The organism is Enterobacter sp. 22452, from assembly GCF_052045065.1.
Classification (GTDB): domain Bacteria; phylum Pseudomonadota; class Gammaproteobacteria; order Enterobacterales; family Enterobacteriaceae; genus Enterobacter; species Enterobacter mori.
Map to the genome: position 1 here is coordinate 125,847 of NZ_JBQEOB010000002.1, position 24,007 is coordinate 149,853.

General features: G+C 57.8%; 22 protein-coding genes. 16 read left to right on the forward strand and 6 right to left on the reverse strand.

Going from position 1 to position 24,007, the window contains the following annotated elements; genetic code table 11:
• Nucleotides 1–86: 86 nt before the first annotated feature.
• From ACTJJA_RS05875 to paaZ, 4 genes are all read right to left on the reverse strand, one after another.
• A complete protein-coding gene (locus tag ACTJJA_RS05875) occupies nt 87–1,193 on the reverse strand; it encodes a GGDEF domain-containing protein (protein ID WP_440666730.1) in 1,107 nt (368 codons plus the stop codon).
• 72 nt (nt 1,194–1,265) lie between these two features.
• Entirely contained in the window at nt 1,266–3,239 is a 1,974-nt protein-coding gene (locus tag ACTJJA_RS05880) for an alkyl/aryl-sulfatase (protein WP_440666732.1), read from the reverse strand.
• A gap of 166 nt (nt 3,240–3,405) precedes the next feature.
• The gene (gene tynA / locus ACTJJA_RS05885; protein ID WP_440666734.1) at nt 3,406–5,682 is read right to left on the reverse strand and encodes a primary-amine oxidase; all 2,277 of its coding nucleotides are present in this window, start codon (nt 5,680–5,682) and stop codon (nt 3,406–3,408) included.
• 214 nt (nt 5,683–5,896) lie between these two features.
• Nucleotides 5,897–7,936: a phenylacetic acid degradation bifunctional protein PaaZ gene (paaZ, locus tag ACTJJA_RS05890; protein ID WP_440666736.1), complete on the reverse strand. Its 2,040-nt coding sequence runs from the start codon at nt 7,934–7,936 to the stop codon at nt 5,897–5,899.
• 285 nt (nt 7,937–8,221) lie between these two features.
• On the opposite strand from paaZ, the gene paaA reads away from it, so the two are divergent.
• The 16 genes from paaA (at nt 8,222) to ACTJJA_RS05970 (ending at nt 21,359) form a co-directional block, all read left to right on the forward strand.
• Nucleotides 8,222–9,151, forward strand: a complete 930-nt coding sequence (gene paaA / locus ACTJJA_RS05895) for a 1,2-phenylacetyl-CoA epoxidase subunit PaaA (RefSeq protein WP_440666738.1) — start codon at nt 8,222–8,224, stop codon at nt 9,149–9,151.
• A gap of 12 nt (nt 9,152–9,163) precedes the next feature.
• Entirely contained in the window at nt 9,164–9,451 is a 288-nt protein-coding gene (paaB, locus tag ACTJJA_RS05900; protein ID WP_440666740.1) for a 1,2-phenylacetyl-CoA epoxidase subunit PaaB, read from the forward strand.
• Nucleotides 9,452–9,459: 8 nt separating this feature from the next.
• The gene (paaC, locus tag ACTJJA_RS05905; protein ID WP_440666742.1) at nt 9,460–10,206 is read left to right on the forward strand and encodes a 1,2-phenylacetyl-CoA epoxidase subunit PaaC; all 747 of its coding nucleotides are present in this window, start codon (nt 9,460–9,462) and stop codon (nt 10,204–10,206) included.
• 11 nt (nt 10,207–10,217) lie between these two features.
• Nucleotides 10,218–10,715, forward strand: coding sequence for a 1,2-phenylacetyl-CoA epoxidase subunit PaaD (gene paaD, locus ACTJJA_RS05910; protein ID WP_440666744.1), 498 nt, complete (start codon nt 10,218–10,220; stop codon nt 10,713–10,715).
• A gap of 7 nt (nt 10,716–10,722) precedes the next feature.
• A complete protein-coding gene (paaE, locus tag ACTJJA_RS05915; RefSeq protein ID WP_440666746.1) occupies nt 10,723–11,793 on the forward strand; it encodes a 1,2-phenylacetyl-CoA epoxidase subunit PaaE in 1,071 nt (356 codons plus the stop codon).
• Nucleotides 11,790–12,557, forward strand: a complete 768-nt coding sequence (gene paaF, locus ACTJJA_RS05920; protein ID WP_440666748.1) for a 2,3-dehydroadipyl-CoA hydratase PaaF — start codon at nt 11,790–11,792, stop codon at nt 12,555–12,557. Before paaE ends, paaF begins: the two co-directional genes overlap by 4 nt.
• Complete coding sequence (gene paaG, locus ACTJJA_RS05925; RefSeq protein WP_253178722.1) at nt 12,557–13,345, forward strand: 2-(1,2-epoxy-1,2-dihydrophenyl)acetyl-CoA isomerase PaaG; 789 nt, start codon at nt 12,557–12,559, stop codon at nt 13,343–13,345. The genes paaF and paaG overlap by 1 nt, the downstream gene beginning before the upstream one ends.
• A 1-nt stretch (nt 13,346) precedes the next feature.
• Complete coding sequence (gene paaH, locus ACTJJA_RS05930; RefSeq protein ID WP_440666749.1) at nt 13,347–14,771, forward strand: 3-hydroxyacyl-CoA dehydrogenase PaaH; 1,425 nt, start codon at nt 13,347–13,349, stop codon at nt 14,769–14,771.
• Nucleotides 14,761–15,189: a hydroxyphenylacetyl-CoA thioesterase PaaI gene (paaI, locus tag ACTJJA_RS05935; protein ID WP_108416967.1), complete on the forward strand. Its 429-nt coding sequence runs from the start codon at nt 14,761–14,763 to the stop codon at nt 15,187–15,189. The genes paaH and paaI overlap by 11 nt, the downstream gene beginning before the upstream one ends.
• Nucleotides 15,182–16,387, forward strand: a complete 1,206-nt coding sequence (pcaF, locus tag ACTJJA_RS05940) for a 3-oxoadipyl-CoA thiolase (protein WP_440666751.1) — start codon at nt 15,182–15,184, stop codon at nt 16,385–16,387. The genes paaI and pcaF overlap by 8 nt, the downstream gene beginning before the upstream one ends.
• Nucleotides 16,388–16,414: 27 nt before the next feature.
• Entirely contained in the window at nt 16,415–17,731 is a 1,317-nt protein-coding gene (gene paaK, locus ACTJJA_RS05945; protein ID WP_421512209.1) for a phenylacetate--CoA ligase PaaK, read from the forward strand.
• Nucleotides 17,732–17,892: 161 nt separating this feature from the next.
• A complete protein-coding gene (gene paaX, locus ACTJJA_RS05950; RefSeq protein WP_029485064.1) occupies nt 17,893–18,828 on the forward strand; it encodes a phenylacetic acid degradation operon negative regulatory protein PaaX in 936 nt (311 codons plus the stop codon).
• Nucleotides 18,829–18,837: 9 nt separating this feature from the next.
• Nucleotides 18,838–19,434: a phenylacetic acid degradation protein PaaY gene (paaY, locus tag ACTJJA_RS05955; RefSeq protein WP_440666754.1), complete on the forward strand. Its 597-nt coding sequence runs from the start codon at nt 18,838–18,840 to the stop codon at nt 19,432–19,434.
• 101 nt (nt 19,435–19,535) lie between these two features.
• A complete protein-coding gene (locus ACTJJA_RS05960) occupies nt 19,536–20,279 on the forward strand; it encodes an SDR family oxidoreductase (RefSeq protein WP_440666756.1) in 744 nt (247 codons plus the stop codon).
• 107 nt (nt 20,280–20,386) lie between these two features.
• Nucleotides 20,387–20,875 (forward strand): DinB family protein, encoded by a 489-nt coding sequence (locus ACTJJA_RS05965; protein ID WP_440666758.1) that lies wholly within the window; start codon nt 20,387–20,389, stop codon nt 20,873–20,875.
• A gap of 1 nt (nt 20,876) precedes the next feature.
• Nucleotides 20,877–21,359: a glutathione peroxidase gene (locus tag ACTJJA_RS05970; RefSeq protein ID WP_440666760.1), complete on the forward strand. Its 483-nt coding sequence runs from the start codon at nt 20,877–20,879 to the stop codon at nt 21,357–21,359.
• Nucleotides 21,360–21,555: 196 nt separating this feature from the next.
• Here the strand turns inward: ACTJJA_RS05970 and ACTJJA_RS05975 are convergent, their stop codons facing one another.
• Both ACTJJA_RS05975 and ACTJJA_RS05980 read right to left on the reverse strand, forming a co-directional pair.
• On the reverse strand, nt 21,556–22,494 hold the full coding sequence (locus ACTJJA_RS05975; protein ID WP_410974823.1) for an omptin family outer membrane protease: 939 nt from the start codon (nt 22,492–22,494) through the stop codon (nt 21,556–21,558).
• 314 nt (nt 22,495–22,808) lie between these two features.
• Nucleotides 22,809–23,966, reverse strand: a complete 1,158-nt coding sequence (locus ACTJJA_RS05980; protein WP_440666762.1) for an MFS transporter — start codon at nt 23,964–23,966, stop codon at nt 22,809–22,811.
• Between the last annotated feature and the right edge of the window lie 41 nt (nt 23,967–24,007).

A 24,007-nucleotide genomic window follows, 5' to 3' on the forward strand; every position in this document is an offset into this window, starting at 1 on the left:
GTGGCGGCTACGCCTTACCCGGCCTGCAAAACCAACATATTCCTGAGATCCCGTAGGCCGGGTAAGCGCAGCGTCACCCGGCTTTATCACCGCGACCACCGATCCCGCCCGGCCTCCTTCGCGCGATACAGCGCCGCATCGGCGCGGGCGATAATTTCGGTGCCCGCTAAGCCCTCGGCCATCTCGGCAATCCCCATGCTTACGGTGACACGATCGCTCACGGTTGACGCGCTGTGCGGTATGGCTTCTTTGCGCAGACCATCCTGAATGCGTGCTGCGACCTTTTCAGCAATGTCTGCCGGACAATTAAAGAGAATCACCAAAAACTCCTCACCGCCGTAGCGTGAAACCACATCGTCCGGCGTTCGCACCGACTGCTTCAGCACCTGCGCCACGCGGGCCAGACAGTCATCACCCGCCGGGTGACCGTAGGTGTCGTTGTAGCGCTTGAAATAGTCGATATCCAGCATAATCACCGAGAAGGCTTTTTTCTGCTCAACGGCGTTCTCCAGCACCACTTCCATTTTCCGGCGATTGGCGGTGTTGGTTAACGGATCCTGATGCGCCAGCGCATCCAGTCTGGAGATCAGCAGCTGGTTTTGCTGGTTACGTCGCCAGGCCTCGTCAAACCAGCTGATCAGGATGAACCGTCCACAAATCAGGATCAGCGAAAACACGCTCCAGATGACGATAAAGTGGATGTTGATGCCACCATTCAGCATCCAGCTTGCTATCGGGAGGGTGATCCAGAGCGGGAGCACAAAGGCCAGTAAACCCTTAGGGTAAAAATAGAGGGCCGTTAAGCCAGCGAGTAATAAAATGACGCACAGCGGCCAGACGTGGGGCAGCAGCAGCTGGGTAATGAACCAGAAACAGGCTACTGACCACATGGCGCTACAGATAAACAGTACCACGCTGATACCGGCGATGCGCCGCCAGGCCATCAGGATTAACGCCGCTGAGAGGATGATAATGCCAAGCATGGAGGCATCAATTATTTTTGTCAGATACGGCGAGTGGGGATAAAGGGGATCGCTGGCCTTTAGCAGGACGTGACGCAGCAGAATCATCACCGCGAAGCTGATATTGACGAAGGCCAGCCACGGCAGGTTCATCGCCAGACCATGCATGATCATGGCATGGCGCGTTGGCCAGGTTGCCCGTTCAAGTGTCGGTTTTTTTCTTTTTTCCATTAACGCTTTTTACCCTTTCTGGCGAACACGTGAAGCAGGAAAGGGCGGACGAGCCGCCCTTTTGCGTGACCGTTACGGTGTCACAATGTTAAACCAGAAATCAAATTTATCCATATATCCAAGCATTGAATCCAGTTTAGCGCCGTCACCGGTGAGCTTGACGTCGCCGCTCTGTTCGGCCTGTTTGAGCGTCACCTCTTTAAGGATAATTTTGTTCAGCGTGTCGCGGTTAAGGGTGAGAGTAGCGTCTGCGTCCTTCGCCTCCGCGTTTGCCGTGTGGTTCAGCACGCCGTTTTCCAGCTCGAGTTTGTATTTCCCGCCATCGCTGCCAAGATCGATGTTAAACACTGATTTGGCGTCCCCTGCTTTTTGTCCGTTGATGTGAACGGCAAGGTAGTCAAAGAACATCTCCGGCGTCATCGCCCGCACCGTATCCGGGCTGGCGGTATTCGGCGTTGGACCTTTCACCACACCGTTACGCAATTCCTGCGCGCCGGTCAGGTAGAAGTTACGCCACGGACCGGATTCAGCCTGATAGCCGAGCTGTTCCAGCGCATCCGCTTCCAGGTTGCGCGCCGCCTGGTTGTTCGGATCGGCAAAGACCACTTTGCTCACTACCTGCGCCACCCAGCGGTAGTTGCCCTGGTCGAAGTCTGTTTTCGCCTTGCTCAGGATGGCATCCGCGCCGCCCATATACTCCACGAATTTCTTCGCGCCTTCTTCTGGCGGCAGTTCATCCAGCGTCGCCGGGTTGCCGTCAAACCAGCCCAGATACAGCACATAGGTGGCTTTTACGTCATGGCTAACCGAGCCGTAATAGCCGCGGTTAGCCCAGGTATGCGCCAGTGAATCCGGGAGCGTGAAGTTAGCGGCGATCTCGTCGCGCGTCAGCCCTTCATTCGCCATACGCAGCGTCTGGTCGTTGATGTAACGATAGAGGTCACGCTGGCTTTTCAGCAGCTTAACCACGTTTTCATTACCCCAGGTCGGCCAGTGGTGTTGTGCCATGATGATTTCGGCTTTGTCACCCCAGCGTACAATCGCCTGGTTGATGTATTTCGACCAGGGCAGCGGCTCGCGGATTTTGGCCCCGCGCAGCGAGTAGGTGTTGTGCAGGGTATGGGTCACGTCCTCAGCGGATTCAATCAGTTTCTTCTCTTCGATATACCAGAGCATTTCGGATGGCGCTTCGGAGCCCGGCGCGAGCATAAAATCGTATGTCAGGCCGTCGATGACCTCTTTCTGCCCATCTTTTTCGATGATGTTGGTCGGGGCAATCAGCGTCACCGTCCCGGCGGAGGTGGTCGTGCCCAGGCCCGCGCCCACCTGACCTTTGGCATCTGGCTTCAGCAGGTTGCCATACATATAGCTGGCGCGGCGGCTCATTACGTTACCCGCCATGATGTTCTCGGCAACGGCCGCTTCCATAAACCCGGCAGGTGCGTAGATTTTCACCTTGCCGGACTTCACGTCGGCTTCATCCACCACGCCGCGCACGCCGCCATAGTGGTCAACGTGGCTGTGGGTATAAATAATGGCGACGACCGGTTTTTTGCCGCGATTTTTAAAATAGAGATCCATCCCGACCTTCGCCGTTTCTGCCGACACCAGCGGGTCAACCACGGTAATACCTTCTTTCCCTTCAATGATGGTCATATTCGACAGGTCAAGATTTCGTATCTGATATACGCCATCGGTCACTTCAAACAGGCCGCTAATATTAATCAGCTGAGATTGACGCCATAAGCTGGGATTAACGGAGTCTGGTGCTTTATCGCCTTCTTTAATAAACGAATATTGCTGTGGATCCCAGATAACATTGCCTTGTTCCCCTTTGATAACGTCCTGAGGAAGAGGCGCAATAAAGCCTTTATGGGCGTCCGTGAAATCGGTATTGTCGGAGAAGGGAAGCTGATTAAACAGGGCGTTATTGGCTTGTTGCGTGGCGGCCGTGGCATCTTTCGGCGCTTCTGCGGCATACGCGGAACTGACGGAAATAAAAAGTCCAGCCAGAGCAAGACTCCTGACGATCATATTGAATTTCATCCTAAAACCTCTCAATGATGTATTACGTCGCTTGTGGACAGTTCGCGTCCTGGCAGAAAGTGATTCAAAAATGAAATGAAAAAATGAGGTAGAAATAACTATAATCGGGGAGAAGTATTCAGCAAGTAAATAGATGAAAAACCGGGCATTGCGCCCGGTACGTTATTTATTTCTGTTCGTCTTTCTTCTTCCCGAGCGTTGGCGTCTCGTCGAAGAAGTTCCACGGTTTTAGTAGGGTATGCACCCATTCCGTCGGCATGATCGGCCACTCTTCTGCGCGTGCGACGTGGGTAGTCCCGGTGGTCATCCAGACCACGTCATCCTGGTCATTGAGCGACTCGTTATCCTTGCTGTACTGCCCCAGGCCCGTGTCGTGGATGGAGCGGTTCGGGAATTTGCCTTCCGGGTAAAGTTCATCCGGATGGTAGCGCGTCACCCACAGCTGTTTGTCCATAAAGCTCAGGCGATGGTAGATCCACTCGTCCGGGGCAAATTTCGCACCGCTTGCCACCGGGTGCGTACCGCCCGCGTAAGGGATAATCTGATACGAAACCGGGTTGCCCATGCGATTCTCTTTACTTGTGTTGCTCAGCAGCCGAATAGTGCCCGGGTCGAACTTCTGCGCCGCCTGCTGTTCGGTGTCAATATCGTACTGATTCACCTGCATGGTGCTGGTGCGCGGACCACCGGCGGTATTCGGCTTCACTTCCGGGTCCATCGCCACCAGCTTGTTGTTGATGCCGTCCACGTCCATATCAAGACGGAAGTTGTAGATGTGCTGGTGCGTGGTGCCGACGATGTTATGGTCGATCAGCGTGCCGTATTGAGTGTCGTCTTTGGCGGTGGCATCGTGCATGGTTTTCGCCTGAACGCCTTTCACCGCCTCGATACCCGTTGCACCGGCGTCAATGCCAATGGTGCCATTTTCATGGAACACCCAGTCGAAGATGTAATCGTAGTTGCCCACGGTACTGACCCAGCGCACCACCAGTTCACGACGTTCGGTGCTGACGTTCGGCTGGCCCATCTCCTGATGCTTATATTCCGGCCCCGCGTAGCGTTCGAAAATGGCGATCGCGCGCGGGATCTCCATCGGCGCGCCGGTATAATCCGGGATGGTTTCATTGAGCATCACGGCGTTGGACGGCACGTCTTTACCGCGCACCAGCGGTGAGGTCAGGGTGCCCATCCCGTAGTCGCCGGAGTCGAGATAGGCTTTAAAGTACCAGCCCACGTCCGGATCGCCGTAAGGGACGATCATGCCGCCGAGCGAACCCTGATACATCACCTGGCGCTTTTTGCCGTTGTCGTTATACGTAACTGTTGAAATCATCGGGCCCACGCGGGAGTCCAGGCTCAGGTGGAAATCCCAGTTCTGCCAGTGCACCATATCGCCGGTGATGGTGTAGTTCTTGCCTTCCGGCTCGACGATCTCCAGGGGTTTTTTCACCGTTTCTACCCGGTCGCGGCCGTCATACGGGCGCGGGGTGAGCGGAACCGGGATGACCGGGCCTTCTTCGATTTTCTGAATTTTCTTCTGTTCAAGATCGACAACCGCGACCAGGTTCTCTATCGGGTGCGCCCAGTAGTTGCCGTCGCCCACGTCCAGATAGCTCACCACCTTCAGCAGGCGATCTTCCTGCTTCAGGCCGTCCTTGCCGTCGAAATAGCCGACGGTCAGCGGGGTGGTAATCACTTTCTTCGTATCGGTGATACCGCGCTTTTTCAGCACTTCGGCAAACTCGGTGCTCTCGTTGATGATCTGCTGTACCGTGGCGAAGTCATCCAGCAGAACCATGCCGTGCGCGTCTTTTACCGGTTCCCAGCGCAGAATTTTTTTATCCTTCAGGTCCACCACGCTTTCGATAACGTGCTTGCCATCGAGCATGACGATCTTCGCCAGGCGGGGGGAATCGACTGCCGTTCCGTTGAGCACAAAGTCCCACACTTTGGCTTTCTCCGGCTCTGCAAGGGCGATCTGGGTAAAGCGGGTATTGGGTTTAAAATCCGCCGAGGTTTTCACAATCTCAACGGCTTGCTTAATTTCGTCCGCCGTGAGCGCGTTTAACGGGTGGGGGCGTTTTTCAACCTGGAAGGTCTGATCGAGGCCAGACTGGAAAACATCGTTGATGAAGGTCTCAGAGATAAAGGCTTTTTTGCCTTTCATCACCACCGGCACCTCAAGCTTGAGGGTTTTACCGTTGACGATGGCGGTTTTTGCGCCCGGTTTGACCTTCACAAAGGCACCGTCTTTCGCAATGGTGAACATCTGTGCGTAATCATCCCACTGAACGTCCGCGCCAAAGTCCTGCAGCGTTTTGTCCATTGGGACCATATGCGCCTCGCTGCCGTGGGCGAAAACAGGGGATTGCCAGGCGCAACACAGCGCAACGGCCATGGCCAGCGCCGTTCTACGGGCAGAAAAAGAAGAATTGCTTCCCATCGTAGACCTCATCTTGTTGTGTTTTTAGGGTTTATTGTGTTGTCACAGCCTTATCCTGACAGGCCCATGAGAAAAGCGTTTGCCTGCATCTGCCAGATTATTTGTCAGCCTTGCCAGGTTAAAAAAAGACCGGGATGACGTCACACCCCGGCTGGTCGTCGTAGGCCGGGTAAGCATCGCGCCACCCGGCAGGAAAGGCGGTGAAGGGAAGGTGTCAGAATTCGCCCTGCTGGCGCGCCACCAGCGTCAGAATGGAGTAGAGCGCCACGGCCTGCTGATGCTGGTTGAATATCTCAACGGCCCATTCCACCACGCCGGTTGGTTTTTCCTCCGCGGTACGCTGTTTCTTCAACGTTTTACGTTTGCAGGTCAGACGCACCTGAATGGTGTCGCCCGGTTTAACCGGCTCAATAAAGCGCAGGTTTTCCATACCGTAGTTGGCAATCACCGGCCCGACGCCCGCGTCGACGAACAGCCCGGCCGCGGCGGAAATCAGGAAGTAGCCGTGCACCACGCGCTCGCCAAAGATTGACTCTGCCGCACCGATCTTGTCCATATGGGCGTAGAAGTGGTCCCCGCTCAGGCAGGCAAAGTTCACGATATCCGCTTCCGTCAGGGTGCGGCGCGGCGTCAGCAGGCTGTCGCCCGGCTGTAGCTCCTCAAAGTATTTGCGGAAAGGATGCACGCGATCTTCCTGCACCGTTGCGCCACGCACCCACTGTTTGCCAATGGCGGCCAGCATCGACGGGCTGCCCTGAATCGCGGTGCGCTGCAGGTAGTGCTTCACCGCACGCAGGCCACCCAGCTCTTCGCCGCCGCCCGCGCGGCCCGGGCCGCCGTGCACCAGCTGAGGAAGCGGGGATCCGTGGCCGGTAGACTCTTTTGCTGATTCCTCGTTAAGGATCTGAATACGCCCGTGGGCGCGCGCCGCACCGGCAATAAACCGGCGGGCAATGTCCTGGTCTGCGGTGACCAGCGTACCCGCCAGGCTGCCGCCGCCCGCGCGGGCAAGCTGCATCGCGTGGTGCGCGTTGCGATACGGCATCAGTGTCGCAACCGGGCCGAAGGCTTCCGTCGCGTGGACGGCCGGGGTTTCATCCGGCTGCGGGCAGAACAGCAGGGTCGGTGGGAAGAACGCGCCCGCGGCCTGCAAATCCGCTTTGCCGCCCAGACGGATCTGGCAGCCTGCTGCGATCAGTTGCTCCACTTTCTCCTGCACGTCCGCACGCTGTTCGGCGTTGACCAGCGCGCCCATCTTCACCCCTTCCTGCGCCGGGTCACCCACCACCACCTTTTCCAGCCGCGCAATCAGCGCCAGGCTGACGGCCTCAATCTGGTTTTGCGGGACGATAATCCGGCGGATAGCGGTACATTTCTGCCCGGCCTTGGCGGTCATCTCGCGCACCACTTCCCGGATGAACAGGGCAAATTCCGGCTGTTCCGGCGTGACGTCTTCTCCCAGCACGCAGCAGTTCAGGGAGTCCGCCTCCATGGTGAAGGGAATGGAATTCGCCACAATATTCGGGTGCACGCGCAGGCTTTGCCCGGTGCTGGCGGAGCCGGTAAAGGTCACCACGTCCTGGCTGTCGAGCTGGTTCAGCAGGTCACCCGCGCCGCCGCAGATCAGGCTGATGGCGCCGTCCGGCACCAGTCCGCTTTCCACGATGGATTTCACCATCGCCTGCGTTACCTGTGCGGTAGCGGTAGCGGGTTTGATAATGGCGGGCATCCCGGCGAGCCAGGTCGGCGCCAGCTTTTCCAGCATCCCCCAGCAGGGGAAGTTAAAGGCGTTGATGTGCACCGCCACGCCGGATTTCGAGGTCAGGACGTGGCGCGCCGCAAAGCCGCCTTCTTTCGACAGCGGGATTAACTCATCTTCCGGCCACAGCGTGTCGTCCGGCAGTTCGCGGCTACCCAGGCTTGCGTAAGTGAAGAGGGTGCCGATGCCGCCTTCAATATCGACCCAGCTGTCCGCCTTCGTCGCGCCCGTCTGGGCGGACAGGGCATAGAACGTCTCTTTATCGCTAAGCAGGTGCTTTGCCACCGCCTTCAGCATGGCTGCCCGTTCGATAAAGGTCATCTCGTGAAGCGCTTCACCGCCGCGCTCAATCGCATAGCGACGGGCGGCCGCCATATCCAGCCCTTCGCTGGTTACGCTCCAAAGCGCTTCGCCACTGATGGCGTGATGAATAGTGCGTTCGCGGCCCCGGCCAGACTGCCAGGTACCGGACACGAAGCTGGCTAACTGCTGCATCGCTTATCTCCAAATGTTTCGTTTTTTCACCATTAATAGTTTGACCGTGAATCATAAAAATCAAGCTGTGTTTTTAATGAATTGTTAACGTTGTGATCTGGCTGGATGAATCGCATCGCGAAAAGGCGCTTGATGCAAGGCTGTTGGTAAAAGCCTTGCGAGCGGCATCACAAAACCGGGAAACAATTCTTGGGGTTATATTTAACCTTTGTGTAACTTTTAAAAAACAAAGTGATTCAACATTACGCTTTAATTTGCAAACTAACGAATCATAAAGGTGATGACGTGACGCAAGAACAACGGTTTGAGCAGCGCATAGCGCAGGAGACGGCGATTGAGCCTCAGGACTGGATGCCTGACGCCTACCGTAAGACGTTGATCCGCCAGATTGGTCAGCATGCGCACTCCGAAATTGTCGGCATGCTGCCCGAAGGTAACTGGATCACCCGCGCGCCGACGCTGCGCCGAAAAGCGATCCTGCTGGCGAAAGTGCAGGACGAAGCCGGGCACGGGCTCTACCTCTACAGCGCGGCGGAAACGCTGGGCTGCGCGCGGGAAGACATCTATCAGAAGATGCTCGACGGCAAGATGAAATACTCCTCCATTTTTAACTATCCGACCCTGAGCTGGGCCGATATCGGCGTGATTGGCTGGCTGGTGGACGGCGCCGCTATCGTCAACCAGGTAGCGCTGTGCCGGACCTCCTACGGTCCGTATGCCCGCGCGATGGTGAAAATCTGTAAAGAAGAGAGCTTCCACCAGCGCCAGGGCTTTGAGGCCTGCATGGCGCTGGCGCAGGGCAGTGAGGCCCAGCGCCAGATGCTGCAGGACGCCATCAACCGCTTCTGGTGGCCGGCGCTGATGATGTTCGGGCCGAACGACGACAACTCGCCGAACAGCGCCCGCAGTCTGGCCTGGAAAATCAAACGCTTCGGCAATGACGAACTTCGCCAGCGCTTTGTCGACAATACGGTGCCGCAGGTGGAGATGCTGGGCATGACGGTGCCGGATCCCCACCTGCGCTTCGATGAAGAGAGCGGCCACTACCGCTTCGGCGAGATCGACTGGCATGAGTTTGACGAGGTCATTAACGGGCGCGGCATCTGCAACCACGAACGCCTGACCGCGAAACGAAAAGCCTGGGAAGACGGGGCGTGGGTGCGGGAAGCCGCGCTGGCGCACGCCGAAAAACAGCGCGCCCGTCAGGCCGCATAAGAGGAAATAACCATGAGCAATGTCTACTGGCCGCTGTACGAAGTCTTCGTACGCAGCAAACAAGGTTTGTCCCACCGTCACGTGGGCAGCCTTCATGCAGCCGACGATCGCATGGCGCTGGAAAATGCGCGTGATGCCTACACCCGCCGTAGCGAAGGGTGCTCTATCTGGGTGGTTAAGGCGAGCGAGATTGTCGCCTCCCAGCCGGAAGAGAGCGGTGAGTTCTTCGACCCGGCGGAAAGCAAGGTCTATCGACATCCGACGTTCTACACCATCCCTAACGGCATCGAGCATATGTGAGGCAAAAAATGAATTCAGTGACTGCCTATGCCCAGCGTCTGGGCGACAACGGTTTGGTGCTTTCCCAGCGTCTGGGCGCCTGGTGCGGCCACGCGCCGGAGCTGGAAATTGACCTTGCGCTCGCCAATATCGGTCTCGACCTGCTGGGCCAGGCGCGCAATTTCCTGACCTATGCCGCTGAGCTGGAAGGCCAGGGCGATGAAGACACGCTGGCGTTTGGCCGCGACGAGCGCCAGTTCCGCAACGTGCTGCTGGTGGAGCAGCCGAACGGCAGCTTCGCTGATACCCTTGCCCGCCAGTACCTGATGGATGCCTGGAACGTGGCGCTATACGAACGCCTGACCCAAAGCACCGACAGTCAGCTTGCCGCTATTGCCGCCAAAGCCATCAAAGAGGCGCGCTACCACCTGCGCTTCAGCCGCGGCTGGCTGGTGCGTCTGGGCGACGGGACCGAAACGTCCGCGCAAAAAATGCAGCAGGCCATCGACAGCCTGTGGCGTTTTACGGCGGAGCTGTTTGAGGCGGATGACCTTGAGCTGGAATTGATTGACTCCGGCGTGGCGGTTGACCCACGCGGCCTGCGCCAGCCGTGGGAAAGCGAAGTCTTTGCAGGTCTGAATGAAGCCTGCCTGCAGGTGCCCGAAGAGGTGGCGTATCGCACCGGGGGCAAGCAGGGGCTGCATACCGAACATCTGGGCCCGATGCTGGCGGAAATGCAGTATCTCCAGCGCGCGTACCCGGGCCAGCAGTGGTAAAGGAGAACGCTATGCAACGCCTCGTCGACATCGCGCCTGCGCAAATTCCGCAGATCTGGGTGCTGTTAAGCCAGATCCCCGATCCGGAAGTGCCGGTATTAACCATCACCGATTTAGGCATGGTGCGCAGCGTGAAGGCGCAGGGGGAAGGCTGGGTCATTGGCTTCACGCCAACCTACTCGGGCTGTCCTGCAACGGAACACCTGCTGGGGGCGATCCGCGACGCGATGACCGCGCACGGCTTTACCCCGGTGCATATCGTGCTCCAGCTTGAACCCGCCTGGACCACCGACTGGATGACCGCCGACGCGCGTGAGCGCCTGCGGGCGTACGGCATCAGTCCGCCCGTGGGGCATAGCTGTCACGCGCACGCATCTCTGGAGGTGAGCTGCCCGCGCTGCGCCAGCACCGACACCTCGCTTATCAGTGAATTTGGTTCGACGGCCTGCAAAGCGCTCTATCGCTGCAACACCTGCCGTGAGCCCTTCGACTATTTCAAATGTATTTGAGGCTGCCATGACAACGTTTCATTCATTAACAGTGGCAAAAGTGGAACCCGAAACCCGCGACGCGGTGACCATCACGTTCGCGGTGCCGCAGGCGCTGCAGGACGCCTACCGTTTCCGCCCCGGCCAGCACCTGACGTTAAAAACGAAGCTTGACGGGGACGAGCTGCGCCGCTGCTACTCCATCTGCCGGAGTACCGCCCCGGGCGAGATCAGCGTGGCGGTCAAAGCCATCGACGGCGGGCGCTTTTCCCGCTATGCCCGGGATGAGATCAAAGCGGGCATGGCGCTGGAGGTGATGGTTCCTCAGGGGCAGTTTGGCTACCAGCCGCGGGCCGAACGCGAAGGCCACTACCTGGCGATTGCGGCAGGCTCCGGGATCACCCCGATGCTGGCGATAATCTCCGCTACGCTGGCGACCGAACCCAACAGCCATTTCACCCTGATCTACGGTAACCGCAGCAGCCAGAGCATGATGTTCCGCCGGGCGCTGGCGGACCTGAAGGACAAATACCCGCAGCGGCTGCAGCTGGTCTCCATTTTCAGCCAGGAGCGGCTGGACAGCGATCTGCTCTACGGTCGCATCGACGGGGAAAAGCTGCAGGCGCTGGCGAAAACCCTGATCAACTTCCGCCAGTACGACGAGGCATTTATCTGCGGCCCGTCGGCGATGATGGACGACGCCGAAGCCACGCTGAAGGCGCTGGGGATGCCGGACAAAGCGATTCACCTTGAGCGCTTTAACACTCCGGGGTTCTCCGCTAAACGCGCGGTACACGTGCAGGCGGAAGGCCAGAAAGTGACCGTGCGTCAGGACGGACGCGACCGTGAAATCACCCTGACGGCGGACGATGAAAGCATCCTGGATGCGGCCCTGCGTCAGGGGGCGGATCTCCCGTATGCCTGCAAGGGCGGCGTGTGCGCCACCTGCAAGTGCAAAGTGCTGCGCGGGAAGGTGGACATGGCGACCAACTACAGCCTGGAGCCGGACGAGCTGGCAGCAGGATACGTGCTGAGCTGCCAGTCGCTGCCGTTAACCGCCGACGTGATCGTGGATTTTGACGCGAAGGGGATGGCATGAGCGAACTGATTGTTACCCGTCATGGCCGTGTGCTCCAGCTGACGCTCAACCGTCCGGCGGCGCGCAACGCCCTCGACAATGCGCTGTTGACGCAGCTTGCTGAGCAGCTTGAGGCCGCGGCTTCTGACATCGAGATTTCCGTCTGCGTGATTTACGGCAGCGAACGCTGCTTTGCTGCCGGGGCCGATCTCAACGAAATGGCGGAGAAAGACCTGCCTGCCACTCTGAACGATATCCGCCCGCAGCTGTGGGCGCGCATTAACGCGTTCAACAAACCGCTGATTGCCGCCGTGAACGGCTTCGCGCTGGGCGCGGGCTGCGAGCTGGCGCTGCTGTGCGACGTGGTGATTGCTGGCGATAACGCCCGCTTTGGCCTGCCGGAAATCACGCTGGGCATTATGCCCGGCGCGGGCGGCACCCAGCGTTTGATTCGCAGCGTCGGTAAATCGCTCGCCAGCAAAATGGTGCTGACCGGAGAGAGTATCTCCGCGCAGCAGGCGCTGAGCGCGGGTCTGGTCAGCGATGTTTACCCGGCAGCGCTGACGCTGGAGTATGCCCTGGAGCAGGCGGCACGGATGGCGCGCCACTCTCCGCTGGCGCTGCAGGCGGCGAAACAGGCGCTGCGCCAGTCTCAGGAGGTGCCGCTGCAGGCCGGGCTGGCCCAGGAGCGCCAGCTTTTTACGCTGCTTTCTGCCACCGAAGACCGCCGGGAAGGCATCGACGCCTTCTTACAAAAACGCACCCCCGACTTTAAAGGACGCTAATTGTGGAATGTATTCTCAGTCATGTTGAGCAGGGCGTAATGACCATCACGCTGAACCGCCCGGAGCGTCTGAACAGCTTTAACGACGTGATGCACCAGCAGCTTGCCGAGTGCCTGAAACAGGCCGAGCGTGATGACACCATCCGCTGCCTGCTGATCACCGGGGCGGGACGCGGCTTTTGTGCCGGTCAGGATCTGAACGACCGCAACGTCGACCCTAACGGCCCGGCGCCGGATCTGGGGATGTCCGTTGAAACTTTCTATAACCCGCTGGTGCGCCGCCTGGCAAAGCTGCCGAAACCGGTCATTTGTGCCGTTAACGGCGTGGCGGCTGGCGCGGGGGCCACGCTGGCGTTGGGGTGCGACATGGTCATTGCCGCCCGTTCGGCCAACTTTGTGATGGCCTTCAGCAAGCTCGGCCTGGTGCCGGACTGCGGCGGCACCTGGCTGCTGCCGCGCGTGGCCGGACGCGCACGCGCCATGGGGCTGGCGCTGCTCGGCGACAAACTCAGCGCCGAACAGGCGCAGGCGTGGGGGATGATCTGGCAGGTGGTGGATGACGACCAGCTCTCCACGACGGCGCAGCAGATGGCGCTGCATTTTGCGTCTCAACCGACCTTCGGGCTGGGGCTGATCAAGCAGGCGATCAATGCCGCAGAAACCAACACCCTGGACGCCCAGCTCGATCTGGAGCGCGACTATCAGCGTCTGGCCGGGCGCAGCGACGATTACCGCGAGGGCGTCAGCGCCTTCCTGGCGAAGCGCGCGCCGAACTTTACGGGGAAATAAGATGCTGAACATACGGACTGTCGCCGTGATTGGCAGTGGCACGATGGGCGCAGGTATTGCCGAAGTGGCGGCAAGCCACGGTCATCAGGTTCTGATTTACGACATTTCTGCCGACGCCATTTCCCGCGCGATTGACGGCATTCGTCAACGCCTCGCGTCTCGGGTAACGCGCGGAAAGCTTTCTGCGGACGCGAGCGGACAGATCCTCGCCCGACTGGTTCCGGTGACGGATATCGATGCGCTGGCATCGGCAGATTTGGTTATTGAGGCGGCCTCCGAACGCCTTGACGTCAAAAAAACGCTGTTTGCGAAACTGGCGGAAGTCTGCCCGCCGCAGACGCTGTTGACCAGTAACACCTCCTCTATCTCCGTCACGGCGATTGCGGCGGATATCCACCATCCGGAGCGCGTCGCAGGGCTGCATTTCTTTAACCCGGCACCGGTGATGAAGCTGGTGGAGGTGGTTAGCGGGCTGGCAACCTCACCGGAAGTGGCCGATGCGCTGTGCGAGCTGGCGCTGAACTGGGGGAAACAGCCCGTTCGCTGCCAGTCAACGCCGGGGTTCATCGTCAACCGCGTCGCGCGTCCGTTCTATTCCGAAGCCTGGCGCGCGCTGGAAGAGCAGGTCGCCCCACCGGAGGTGATTGATGCTGCCCTGCGCGAAGGCGGCGGTTTCCCGATGGGGCCACTGGAGCTGACCGACATGATTGGTCAGGACGTGAACTTTGCGGTGACCTGCTCGGTATTTAACGCCTTCTGGCAGGAGCGTCGTTTTCTGCCTTCTCTGGTCCAGCAGGAGCTGGTGCTGGCAGGGCGGCTGGGCAAAAAGAGCGGTAAGGGCGTCTACAACTGGCAGGGTGACAAACCCAATGTTCAGTGGGAGCCTGCCGTGAACGACAGCTACAGCCCGATGCGCGTGGAAAAAAGACGTGACGGTGTCACCGAAATTGATGATGTGTATCTGATTGAAACGCAGGGGGAAACCGCTCAGGCGCTGGCGCTGCGGCTCAACGGCCCGGTGGTGGTGGTCGACCGCATTGAACGCGATGTGGCGGTGATTGCCGCGGCGGCAAGCAACCCGCATACCGCGACGCAAAAAGCCATCCGCTACCTGCAACAGCAGGGTAACCGGGTGGTGCAAATTGCCGATTATCCCGGCCTGCTGGTCTGGCGCACGCTGGCAATGATTGCCAACGAAGCGCTGGATGCCATGCAAAAAGGGGTCGCCAGCGAGAAGGACATCGATACCGCCATGCGCCTGGGCGTGAACTACCCGAGCGGGCCGATCGCCTGGGGCGAGCGTCTGGGCTGGCAGCGCCTGCTGACGCTGCTGGAGAACCTGCAGCGTCATTACGGCGAAGAGCGCTATCGACCCTGTTCACTGCTGCGCCAGCGCGCGCTTCTGGAGAGTAGCTATGAGTCTTAACGCCTGGCATAACGCCCGCGCGATGTACGAACGGGACGCCTGCGCGCAGGCGATGGGGATGGACATTGTCGAGATGGATGAAGGCTACGCGGTGGTGACCATGACCATCACTCCGCAGATGCTTAACGGCCATAAAACCTGCCACGGTGGACAGCTTTTTTCGCTGGCAGACACCGCCTTTGCCTACGCCTGCAACAGCCAGGGGCTGGCGGCGGTAGCCTCAGGCTGCTCGATTGATTTTCTGCGTCCGGGCTTTGCCGGGGACACGCTCACCGCCACCGCGCGCGTGATGCATCAGGGCAAGCTGACCGGCGTGTATGACATTGAAATCCAGAACCAACAACAGAAAACCGTCGCCCTTTTTCGCGGAAAATCTCACCGCATCGGCGGCAGCGTGACAGGAGAGGCAGATGCGTGACGCATTTATTTGTGATGGTGTTCGAACCCCTGTGGGGCGCTACGGCGGCGCGCTTGCCGCAGTCCGGACCGACGATCTCGGTGCCGTGCCGCTGCGCGCGCTGCTGGACCGCTACCCCCAGCTCGACCTCGAGCGGATCGATGATGTGATCTTCGGCTGCGCCAACCAGGCGGGGGAAGATAACCGCAACGTAGCGCGTATGTCGTCCCTGCTGGCCGGACTGCCTCAGACGGTGTCTGGAACCACTATTAACCGCCTGTGCGGGTCGGGGCTTGACGCGATTGGTTTCGCCGCGCGCGCCATTAAGGCAGGCGACGGCGACCTGCTGATCGCAGGCGGCGTGGAGTCGATGTCCCGCGCACCGTTTGTGATGGGCAAAGCCACCGCCGCGTTTCAGCGTCAGGCGGAAGTCTTTGATACCACCATCGGCTGGCGATTTGTGAATCCGCTCATGCATCAGCAATTCGGAACTGACAGTATGCCGGAAACGGCAGAGAATGTAGCTGAATTGTTAAATATCAGCCGTGCAGATCAGGATGCGTTCGCGCTGCGCAGCCAGCAGCGTACCGCGCAGGCCCAGCAGAACGGCATTCTGGCGCAGGAGATTGTGCCGGTGCGGGTGCCAGGCAAAAAAGGGGCGGTCACAGAGTTCAGCGTGGATGAACATCCGCGCGCGGACACCACGCTCGAGCAGCTCGCCGGGCTAAAAACGCCGTTCCGTAAGAACGGGGTGGTCACGGCGGGAAATGCCTCCGGCGTCAACGACGGCGCGGCGGCACTGATTGTCGCCAGCGAGAAGATGGCGCTGGCGCAGGGGTTAGTCCCGCGCACGCGGATCGTGGCGATGGCGACGGCGGGCGTGGAGCCACGTCTGATGGGGCTCGGCCCGGTACCCGCCACCCGCAAGGTGCTGGAGCGCGCCGGACTCAGTATTAACGATATGAACGTGATTGAGCTTAACGAAGCGTTCGCCTCGCAAGCGCTGGGCGTGCTGCGTCAGCTGGGCCTGCCGGATGATGCCGAGCACGTCAACCCGAACGGCGGCGCGATTGCGCTGGGCCACCCGCTGGGAATGAGCGGTGCCAGACTGGCGCTGGCCGCGAGCAATGAACTGCACCGACGCGGCGGGCGCTACGCGCTGTGTACGATGTGCATCGGTGTGGGTCAGGGCATTGCCATGATCCTTGAGCGTGTTTGAGCATAAAAACAATGTGAGTACCCTACAATGACAAATACAACAAAGCTTGATCCGATTGAAACGGCCTCCCTTGACGAACTACAGGCGCTGCAGACCGCGCGTCTGAAATGGACGCTGCATCACGCCTACAACAACGTGCCGATGTACAAACGCAAGTTTGACGCCGCGGGCGTTCACCCTGACGATTTCAACGAACTGGCGGATATCCGCAAATTCCCGTGCACCACCAAGCAGGACCTGCGGGATAACTATCCGTTCGATACCTTTGCCGTGCCGATGGAGCAGGTGGTGCGTATTCACGCATCATCCGGCACCACCGGCAAACCGACCGTCGTGGGCTATACGCAGAATGACATCGACAACTGGGCCAACCTGGTGGCCCGCTCCCTGCGCGCCGCGGGTGGCAGCGCGAAGGACAAAATTCACGTGGCGTATGGCTATGGCCTGTTTACCGGCGGGCTGGGCGCGCACTACGGTGCCGAGCGTTTAGGCGCGACGGTGATCCCGATGTCCGGCGGCCAGACGGAGAAACAGGCGCAGCTGATCCGAGACTTCCAGCCGGACATGATCATGGTGACGCCATCCTACTGCCTCAACCTGATTGAAGAGCTGGAGCGCCAGATGGGCGGCGATGCCAGCGGCTGTTCCCTGCGCGTGGGCGTCTTCGGTGCCGAGCCGTGGACGCAGGCCATGCGCCGCGAGATTGAAAAACGCTTAGGCATTACCGCGCTGGATATTTATGGCCTTTCCGAAGTGATGGGACCGGGCGTGGCGATGGAGTGTATCGAAACCGTCGACGGCCCAACCATCTGGGAAGATCACTTCTACCCGGAGATCGTCAACCCGAACGACGGCACGCCGCTGGATGACGGTCAGCAGGGCGAACTGCTGTTCACAACGCTGACCAAAGAGGCGCTGCCGGTGATCCGCTACCGCACCCGCGACCTGACGCGCCTGCTCCCGGCAACCGCGCGCAGCATGCGTCGTATGGACCGGATCAGCGGCCGCAGTGACGATATGCTGATCATCCGCGGCGTCAACGTCTTCCCGTCACAGCTGGAAGAGGAGATCGTGAAGTTCGAACACCTTTCTCCGCACTACCAGCTGGAGGTGAACCGCCGCGGGCATCTTGATTCACTTTCGGTGAAGGTCGAGCTGAAAGAGAGCAGCTTAACCCTGACGCACGAGCAGCGCTGCCAGGTGTGTCACCAGCTTCGCCACCGCATTAAGTCGATGGTGGGGATTTCCACCGACGTGACGATCGTCAACTGCGGCAGTATCCCGCGCTCGGAGGGGAAAGCCTGCCGGGTGTTTGATTTGCGTAAAGTTGCGGCCAACGGTTAAAACACCTTACCCCTCATCCTAACCTTCTCCCCGGAGGGGAGAAGGGACTGCACGGTGCGGTCTTTTCCCCTCTCCCCTCAGGGGAGAGGGTCAGGGTGAGGGGTGAGGGTACACACCAGATTCGTATGCTATGATTCATCCAGGACAAAAATAACAACAGAATGAATCACATGAATAAACTCGACGCCTTTATCCAGCACGCTGTCAGCTCCGTTCCCGTCAGCGGGACATCGCTTATCTCCTCGTTATACGGTGACGCGCTTTCCCATCGCGGCGGTGAGATTTGGCTCGGCAGCCTTGCCGCTCTGCTGGAAGGCATGGGGTTTGGCGAACGGTTCGTGCGCACCGCGCTGTTTCGCCTCAACAAAGAGGGCTGGCTGGACGTTTCCCGCATCGGGCGTCGCAGCTTTTACCGCCTGAGCGATAAGGGGCTGCGTCTGACGCGTCGCGCGGAGAACAAGATCTACCGCGCGGAACTGCCCGCCTGGGACGGCAAATGGTTATTGCTGCTCTCCGAAGGGCTGGATAAAACCACCCTTGCCGACGTCAAAAAACAGCTTATCTGGCAGGGGTTTGGCACGCTGGCGCCGAGCCTGATGGCCTCGCCGTCACAGCATCTGGCGGATGTGCAGTCCCTGCTACACGATGCCGGGGTGGCGGAAAACGTGATTTTCTTTGAAGCCCACTCGCCGCTGGCGCTTTCGCGCGCGGCGCTGCGTTCGCGAGTGGAGGAGTGCTGGCAGCTCACTGAGCAAAACGCAATGTACGAGACGTTCATCGATTCATTCCGCCCGCTGCTGCCGCTGTTGAAAGAGGCCGCGCCGGAGGAGCTGACGCCGGAACGTTGCTTCCAGATCCAACTGCTGCTGATTCACTTTTATCGTCGCGTGGTGCTGAAAGACCCGCTGTTGCCGGAAGAGTTACTGCCCGCGCACTGGGCGGGACAAAGCGCCCGACAGCTTTGCATCAATATCTACCAGCGCGTCGCGCCGGGGGCGCTGGCGTTTGTCAGCGAAAAAGGCGAAACCTCGGTTGGGGAACTGCCCGTGCCCGGCACGCTTTACTATCAACGTTTTGGTGGTCTGAATACTGCGTAAGGAGAGGGTATGCCTGTTTATCAAATTGATGGTCTGACGCCAGTGGTACCTGACGAGAGCTACGTTCACCCAACGGCAGTGCTGATTGGCGACGTGATTCTGGGCAAAGGCGTTTATGTCGGCCCTAACGCCAGCCTGCGCGGCGATTTTGGCCGCATCGTAGTGAAAGACGGGGCGAACATTCAGGATAACTGCGTGATGCACGGCTTCCCGGAGCAGGACACGGTGGTGGAAGAGGACGGGCATATCGGCCACAGTGCCATTCTGCACGGCTGCATTATCCGCCGCAATGCGCTGGTGGGCATGAACGCGGTGGTGATGGACGGCGCGGTCATCGGTGAAAACAGCATCGTCGGGGCGGCGGCGTTCGTAAAGGCGAAAGCGGAGATGCCCGCCAACCATTTGATTATCGGCACCCCGGCAAAAGCGATTCGTGAACTGAGCAAGCAGGAGCTGGCATGGAAGCAGCAGGGCACGCGGGAGTATCAGGTGCTGGTGGAGCGCTGCAAGCTGACGATGCATCAGGTAGAGCCGCTGCGTGAGGTTGAGGCCGATCGCAAACGGCTGACGTTTGACGAGAATTTACGGCCGAAGTCGGCGGTGTAGGACGGGAAGTTCGCGCCACGCCACTAACGGGAAGATGTTACCCGCCTCATCATGCTATTAATCCTCCGATACAGAATTATCACGACAGAGGACAAAGAGTTATGCTGAGGGGTAAAAGAGCTGTTATCACGGGTGGCGGTGGGGGATTTGGTCAGGCGCTGTGCGTCTGGCTGGCGCGAGAGGGCGTTGAAGTGGTTTTTAGCGCCCGTCGGGCGGTGGATATTCAAACAACCTGCAGCCTCATTGCGGCTGAAGGCGGTGAGGCGAAAGGGTATCTCTGTGATTTAGCCCTGCCGGAATCCATTTCTCAGTTTTCTTCGCAGGTCTTACATTCAGACAGGCCAATCGATATTTTAATTCTGAATGCTGCTCAGTGGTTGTCAGGGACAATAGACGAACAGTCGAGCACAGAAATCTTCAATACCGTCAGTTCAGGCCTGACAGGTTCAATCCTGCTCACCCAGGCAATGCTACCGGGTTTAAGACGCTCAGACAGTGCAGACATCATTGCGATTATATCTGCGTGCGGAATTCCGAACTTTACAGATTCGATTGCCCATCCCGCTTTTTTTGCCAGCAAACACGGGCTCAGCGGTTTTACAACGAAACTGTCAGAACACTTATCCAAAGAAAACATTCGGGTAACCGGGTTATATCCACCTGATTTTGAACTGAACGGCTTAGAGCCGCATGTCGATAATCGATCAAGAATGGGGCAGCGTCTGGTGAATGGATGGTCAATCTGGGAAACGATTCGTTTTGTACTGACTCAGCCTCGAAGTTGCCATATCAGCACGATCTACTTTCAGGGGCCGACTCGCGAAGATCTGGCGCATCAGGCCTGAATCTGACGGCGGGCGTTCAACACTATTGCTGATATACGCGTTTTGGAATCCCATACCAGCCTGACAAAGTTGCTGATATGATAATTTTTTGTTAATTGGGAGGAGCGATGGACATAGGATCGATTGTCACGTTATTCAAATTCAAACGCTGGGCAGATACGGAAACCTTACAAGCAATACAGAGGGTCGATACCTCAGCAAATGCTGAAAAGCACCACCTGATGCTCAGGCTTATGAACCATGTTTATGTCGTGGATATGATTTTCAGGGCAAATATCACAGGTCAAATGCATGAATATACTGCGCTAAATACCCCAGAAACGCCGTCTGCAGACGAGCTTCAGAAAAAGATGACTGAATGCACTGACTGGTATATTAAGCACGCAGGTTCAATGGACGTTCCCGGACTTTCTGAAATCATTAAATTCCGTTTCGTCGATGGCGGATACGGCGAAATGAAAGCGGCGGATATGCTCAACCATGTGCTGTTTCACGGTACCTATCATCGTGGCGCTGTGGGCTGGATGCTTTCTGAAACGGGTGTAACCCCTCCAAAGGATGTGCTAACCGTTTTTCTAAGAGACCATAATCACTAATATGACCCACTTTCATCAACTTAGCGCCACCCGTCTGGACGGGCAGCTTATCTCAATGGCCGACTATGCGGGAAAGGTGGTTCTGGTCGTTAATACCGCCAGCCAGTGTGGTTTTACGCCACAGTACGCTGGTCTTGAAGCGCTATATAAGAAATACGCCGAACAAGGTTTAGTGGTGCTTGGCTTCCCCTGCAACCAGTTCGGTAAACAGGAACCCGGCGGCGCTGATGAAATCTCAAAGACTTGTCACATTAACTACGGCGTGAGCTTCCCGATGTTCGAGAAAGTCGAGGTTAACGGTAGCGCAGCTCACCCGCTGTTTCGTTATCTGAAAAACGAGTTACCCGGCGTGCTGGGTGGGCGGATCAAGTGGAACTTTACGAAGTTCCTGATCGGACGCGACGGTAAACCACTCAAGCGTTTTGCACCGATGACCAAGCCCGAGAAAATGGAAGCAGCGATTCTGGCTGCCCTGGAAAGCTAAGAATCTTCGTTTTTAGCAGCCTGATGGATTTTAAGGGGGCTTCAGACTGCTGATACAGTGCGTGAGTTTCACCCGGAGCGGAATGTAGGCCGGGTAGCGCAGCGCCACCCGGCAAAAAGACGGTTTAAATGTTGATTGCGGGGTTTGTCATCAATCCCAGGCCCCGTAAGGGGCCTGGTCTGTTTTAACGTCTGAATTAGAAGCGATATTGCAGACCCGCTGTAATGGTATAGTTGTGGTTAGAAATACCCGCAGCGTCCCCGCCAATAGAGCCGGATTCGCCAGTATTGGTATCAATAATCTGCGTACCGCCTTTACCTTCTTCGTAACTGCTATAGGTAAATTCAGCAAAAACTTTGGCGTGTGGAGTCACATAATATCCGGCATCAACGGATGCGCCATAATAGCGGGAATCCGATGTCTTCTCGCGGAAGGTCAGATCGCGCATGTAGTGCTCGTCGTTATCATGCGCACGGACCCAGTCACTGAATTTAAACAGGGCATTAAATTCAAAGTCATTAAAACGGTACTGTCCTGCAAGGCCAATATACGGCATGGAGAAACGCTGACTATAACCAATACCGCGTTCGCCTGCCGGGAAGTTCCCCTGATAGGCGCCGTTATCGTAATTGTAAGAACCCCCGGTCGCCGTCCAGCTGAAGCGGGTTTCCTGATAACCTGCGGTGACGCCCGCTTTATAGTTATCGCCCTGGAAGATCCAACCTTTTACGTTGAGATCGTATTCATTGGCATAGTTAACGTTCGTCGAAGGATGGCTTGAATGATCTGTCCAGGAGGATTGCTTGGCATTCATCCAGTCATAGTCATCCATATGACCTGAACCTGAAGCCAGGGACGTCCAGCCGCGGGCGTTCAGCGTCAAAAATGAGTATGCATCCCAGGAAATATCGCCTTTCAGAATAGCGACATTTTTTATTTTCCAGTCCAGTTGGCTAATTTTTCTTCCTGTGACTTCGTCATAAACCATCTCATGGGATTTTCCGCTCAGCATCCCGGCAGAGGCTGAAACCGTTAAACTTTCCGGTGAAAAATCCGGTGTGACTTGTGAGGTACCTGCATATACTGCCCCTGAAAACGCGGCCATCATCATTCCCGCAACAATATTTCTTGTCATTTTTATTTCCCTAAAACAAATTAATCAATGAGTTGCAGGGAAATAGTAAAAGTCATACAAATAAGAATCAACTGCCAGTTTTGGTAATTTTTTATAATTTGACGTAAGGAGCGATATTTAACTTTGGGCCGCCTGAAGGAGGCGGTTATTGATTGAAAATAATCACTGGCGAGATGAAAAATAACAGGCGGCAGTGTATAAGATGTCATTATTTATTGTCGTATGCGCGTCTGACACCAGCGCCATTTTGAATCAAGTTCCTGTGCCTCATATTCAATCCATCCCTGCGGCAAATCTTAAAGCGGGTACCGCATTCACCGCACCTGCGCTTCCCCGACGGGTTTAAATTTCATTGCGATGACAATCAGCAAGATAACACCCGCACTCATTATCAGCCATGCGCTGGTCAGCGAGACAGCGCTGTCGCGAACGATCCCCGCAATTAACGGCATCAGCGCGGCAATCATATATCCACCTCCCTGAACTTTAGACAGTAGCTTCCCGGCCTGGGCGGGCGTTCGCGCATGATCGAACGTGACGATGAGCGACAGCGGGAAGAGGGCACCGATCCCGGTACCCAGCAGCAACGTGGATAACACCGGCGTTGTTCCCGGCGAAAAGACCAGACACAGTAATCCCGCCAGCAGCAGCAACAATACGGCGATCAGCGGCACGCGACGGTCGGGGAATTTACCGATCAGCGCGGAGACGGCAAACCCAGCGACAACCTCGGTTAACGTCAGCCAGGCCAGCATATAGCCGCTGCTGCGTGCGGACCATCCTGCCTGAATATAGAGCGGAGGCAGCCAGGCCAATACCAGCGTATAGGCTCCTGTTCCTACGCCGAAAAAGAGCAGCAGTAGCCCTGTGCGAGAGGACGAGAGCGTAACGGTTTCGTGGGCTGTTTTTTCCCCTTGAGGATGCTTAACCAGAGTCAACCACAGTATCAGCGCCAGCAGCGCTAACAGCCCGGCCATTGCCAGTGCGGGTTTCAGCGTGAGCCATGAAAACAGCGGCTCGGCGCTGGCGGCGGCGACTGCCGCACCGGCCATAATACCCGTGCTGAACAGCGACATGATCGTACTGGCCGTTTGCGTATATTCCTTTTTAATCAGGGCAGGCATTAACGCCTGGATCGTGCCTATGCTGGCCCCGCCCAGTAACGCGGTGCCCATAAGACTCGCTGGTGAGGCGCTAAAACCGCGCAATAAACAGGCCACAAGCAGGATGAGGAGCCCGAACATAATTCCCCGTACGGCGCCGACTCTGGCTAAAAGCCGGGGCCCACATAAGGCGGCCAGTCCCATCATCGCGACCGGCAGGGTGGTCAGCAGGCTGAATTGCGTAGCGGTTAACCCCGCTTCGCGCTGCAGCACGGAAAACAACGGTCCGACAGAAGCCAGAATAGGGCGCAGGTTCAGCCCCACGATAAAAGCGATAACGGCGAAGAGTAATGGCGACGTGCGTTTCAACAGGGAATCCTTTTCAGTTGTGAATGGCTCGGGCAAATTGC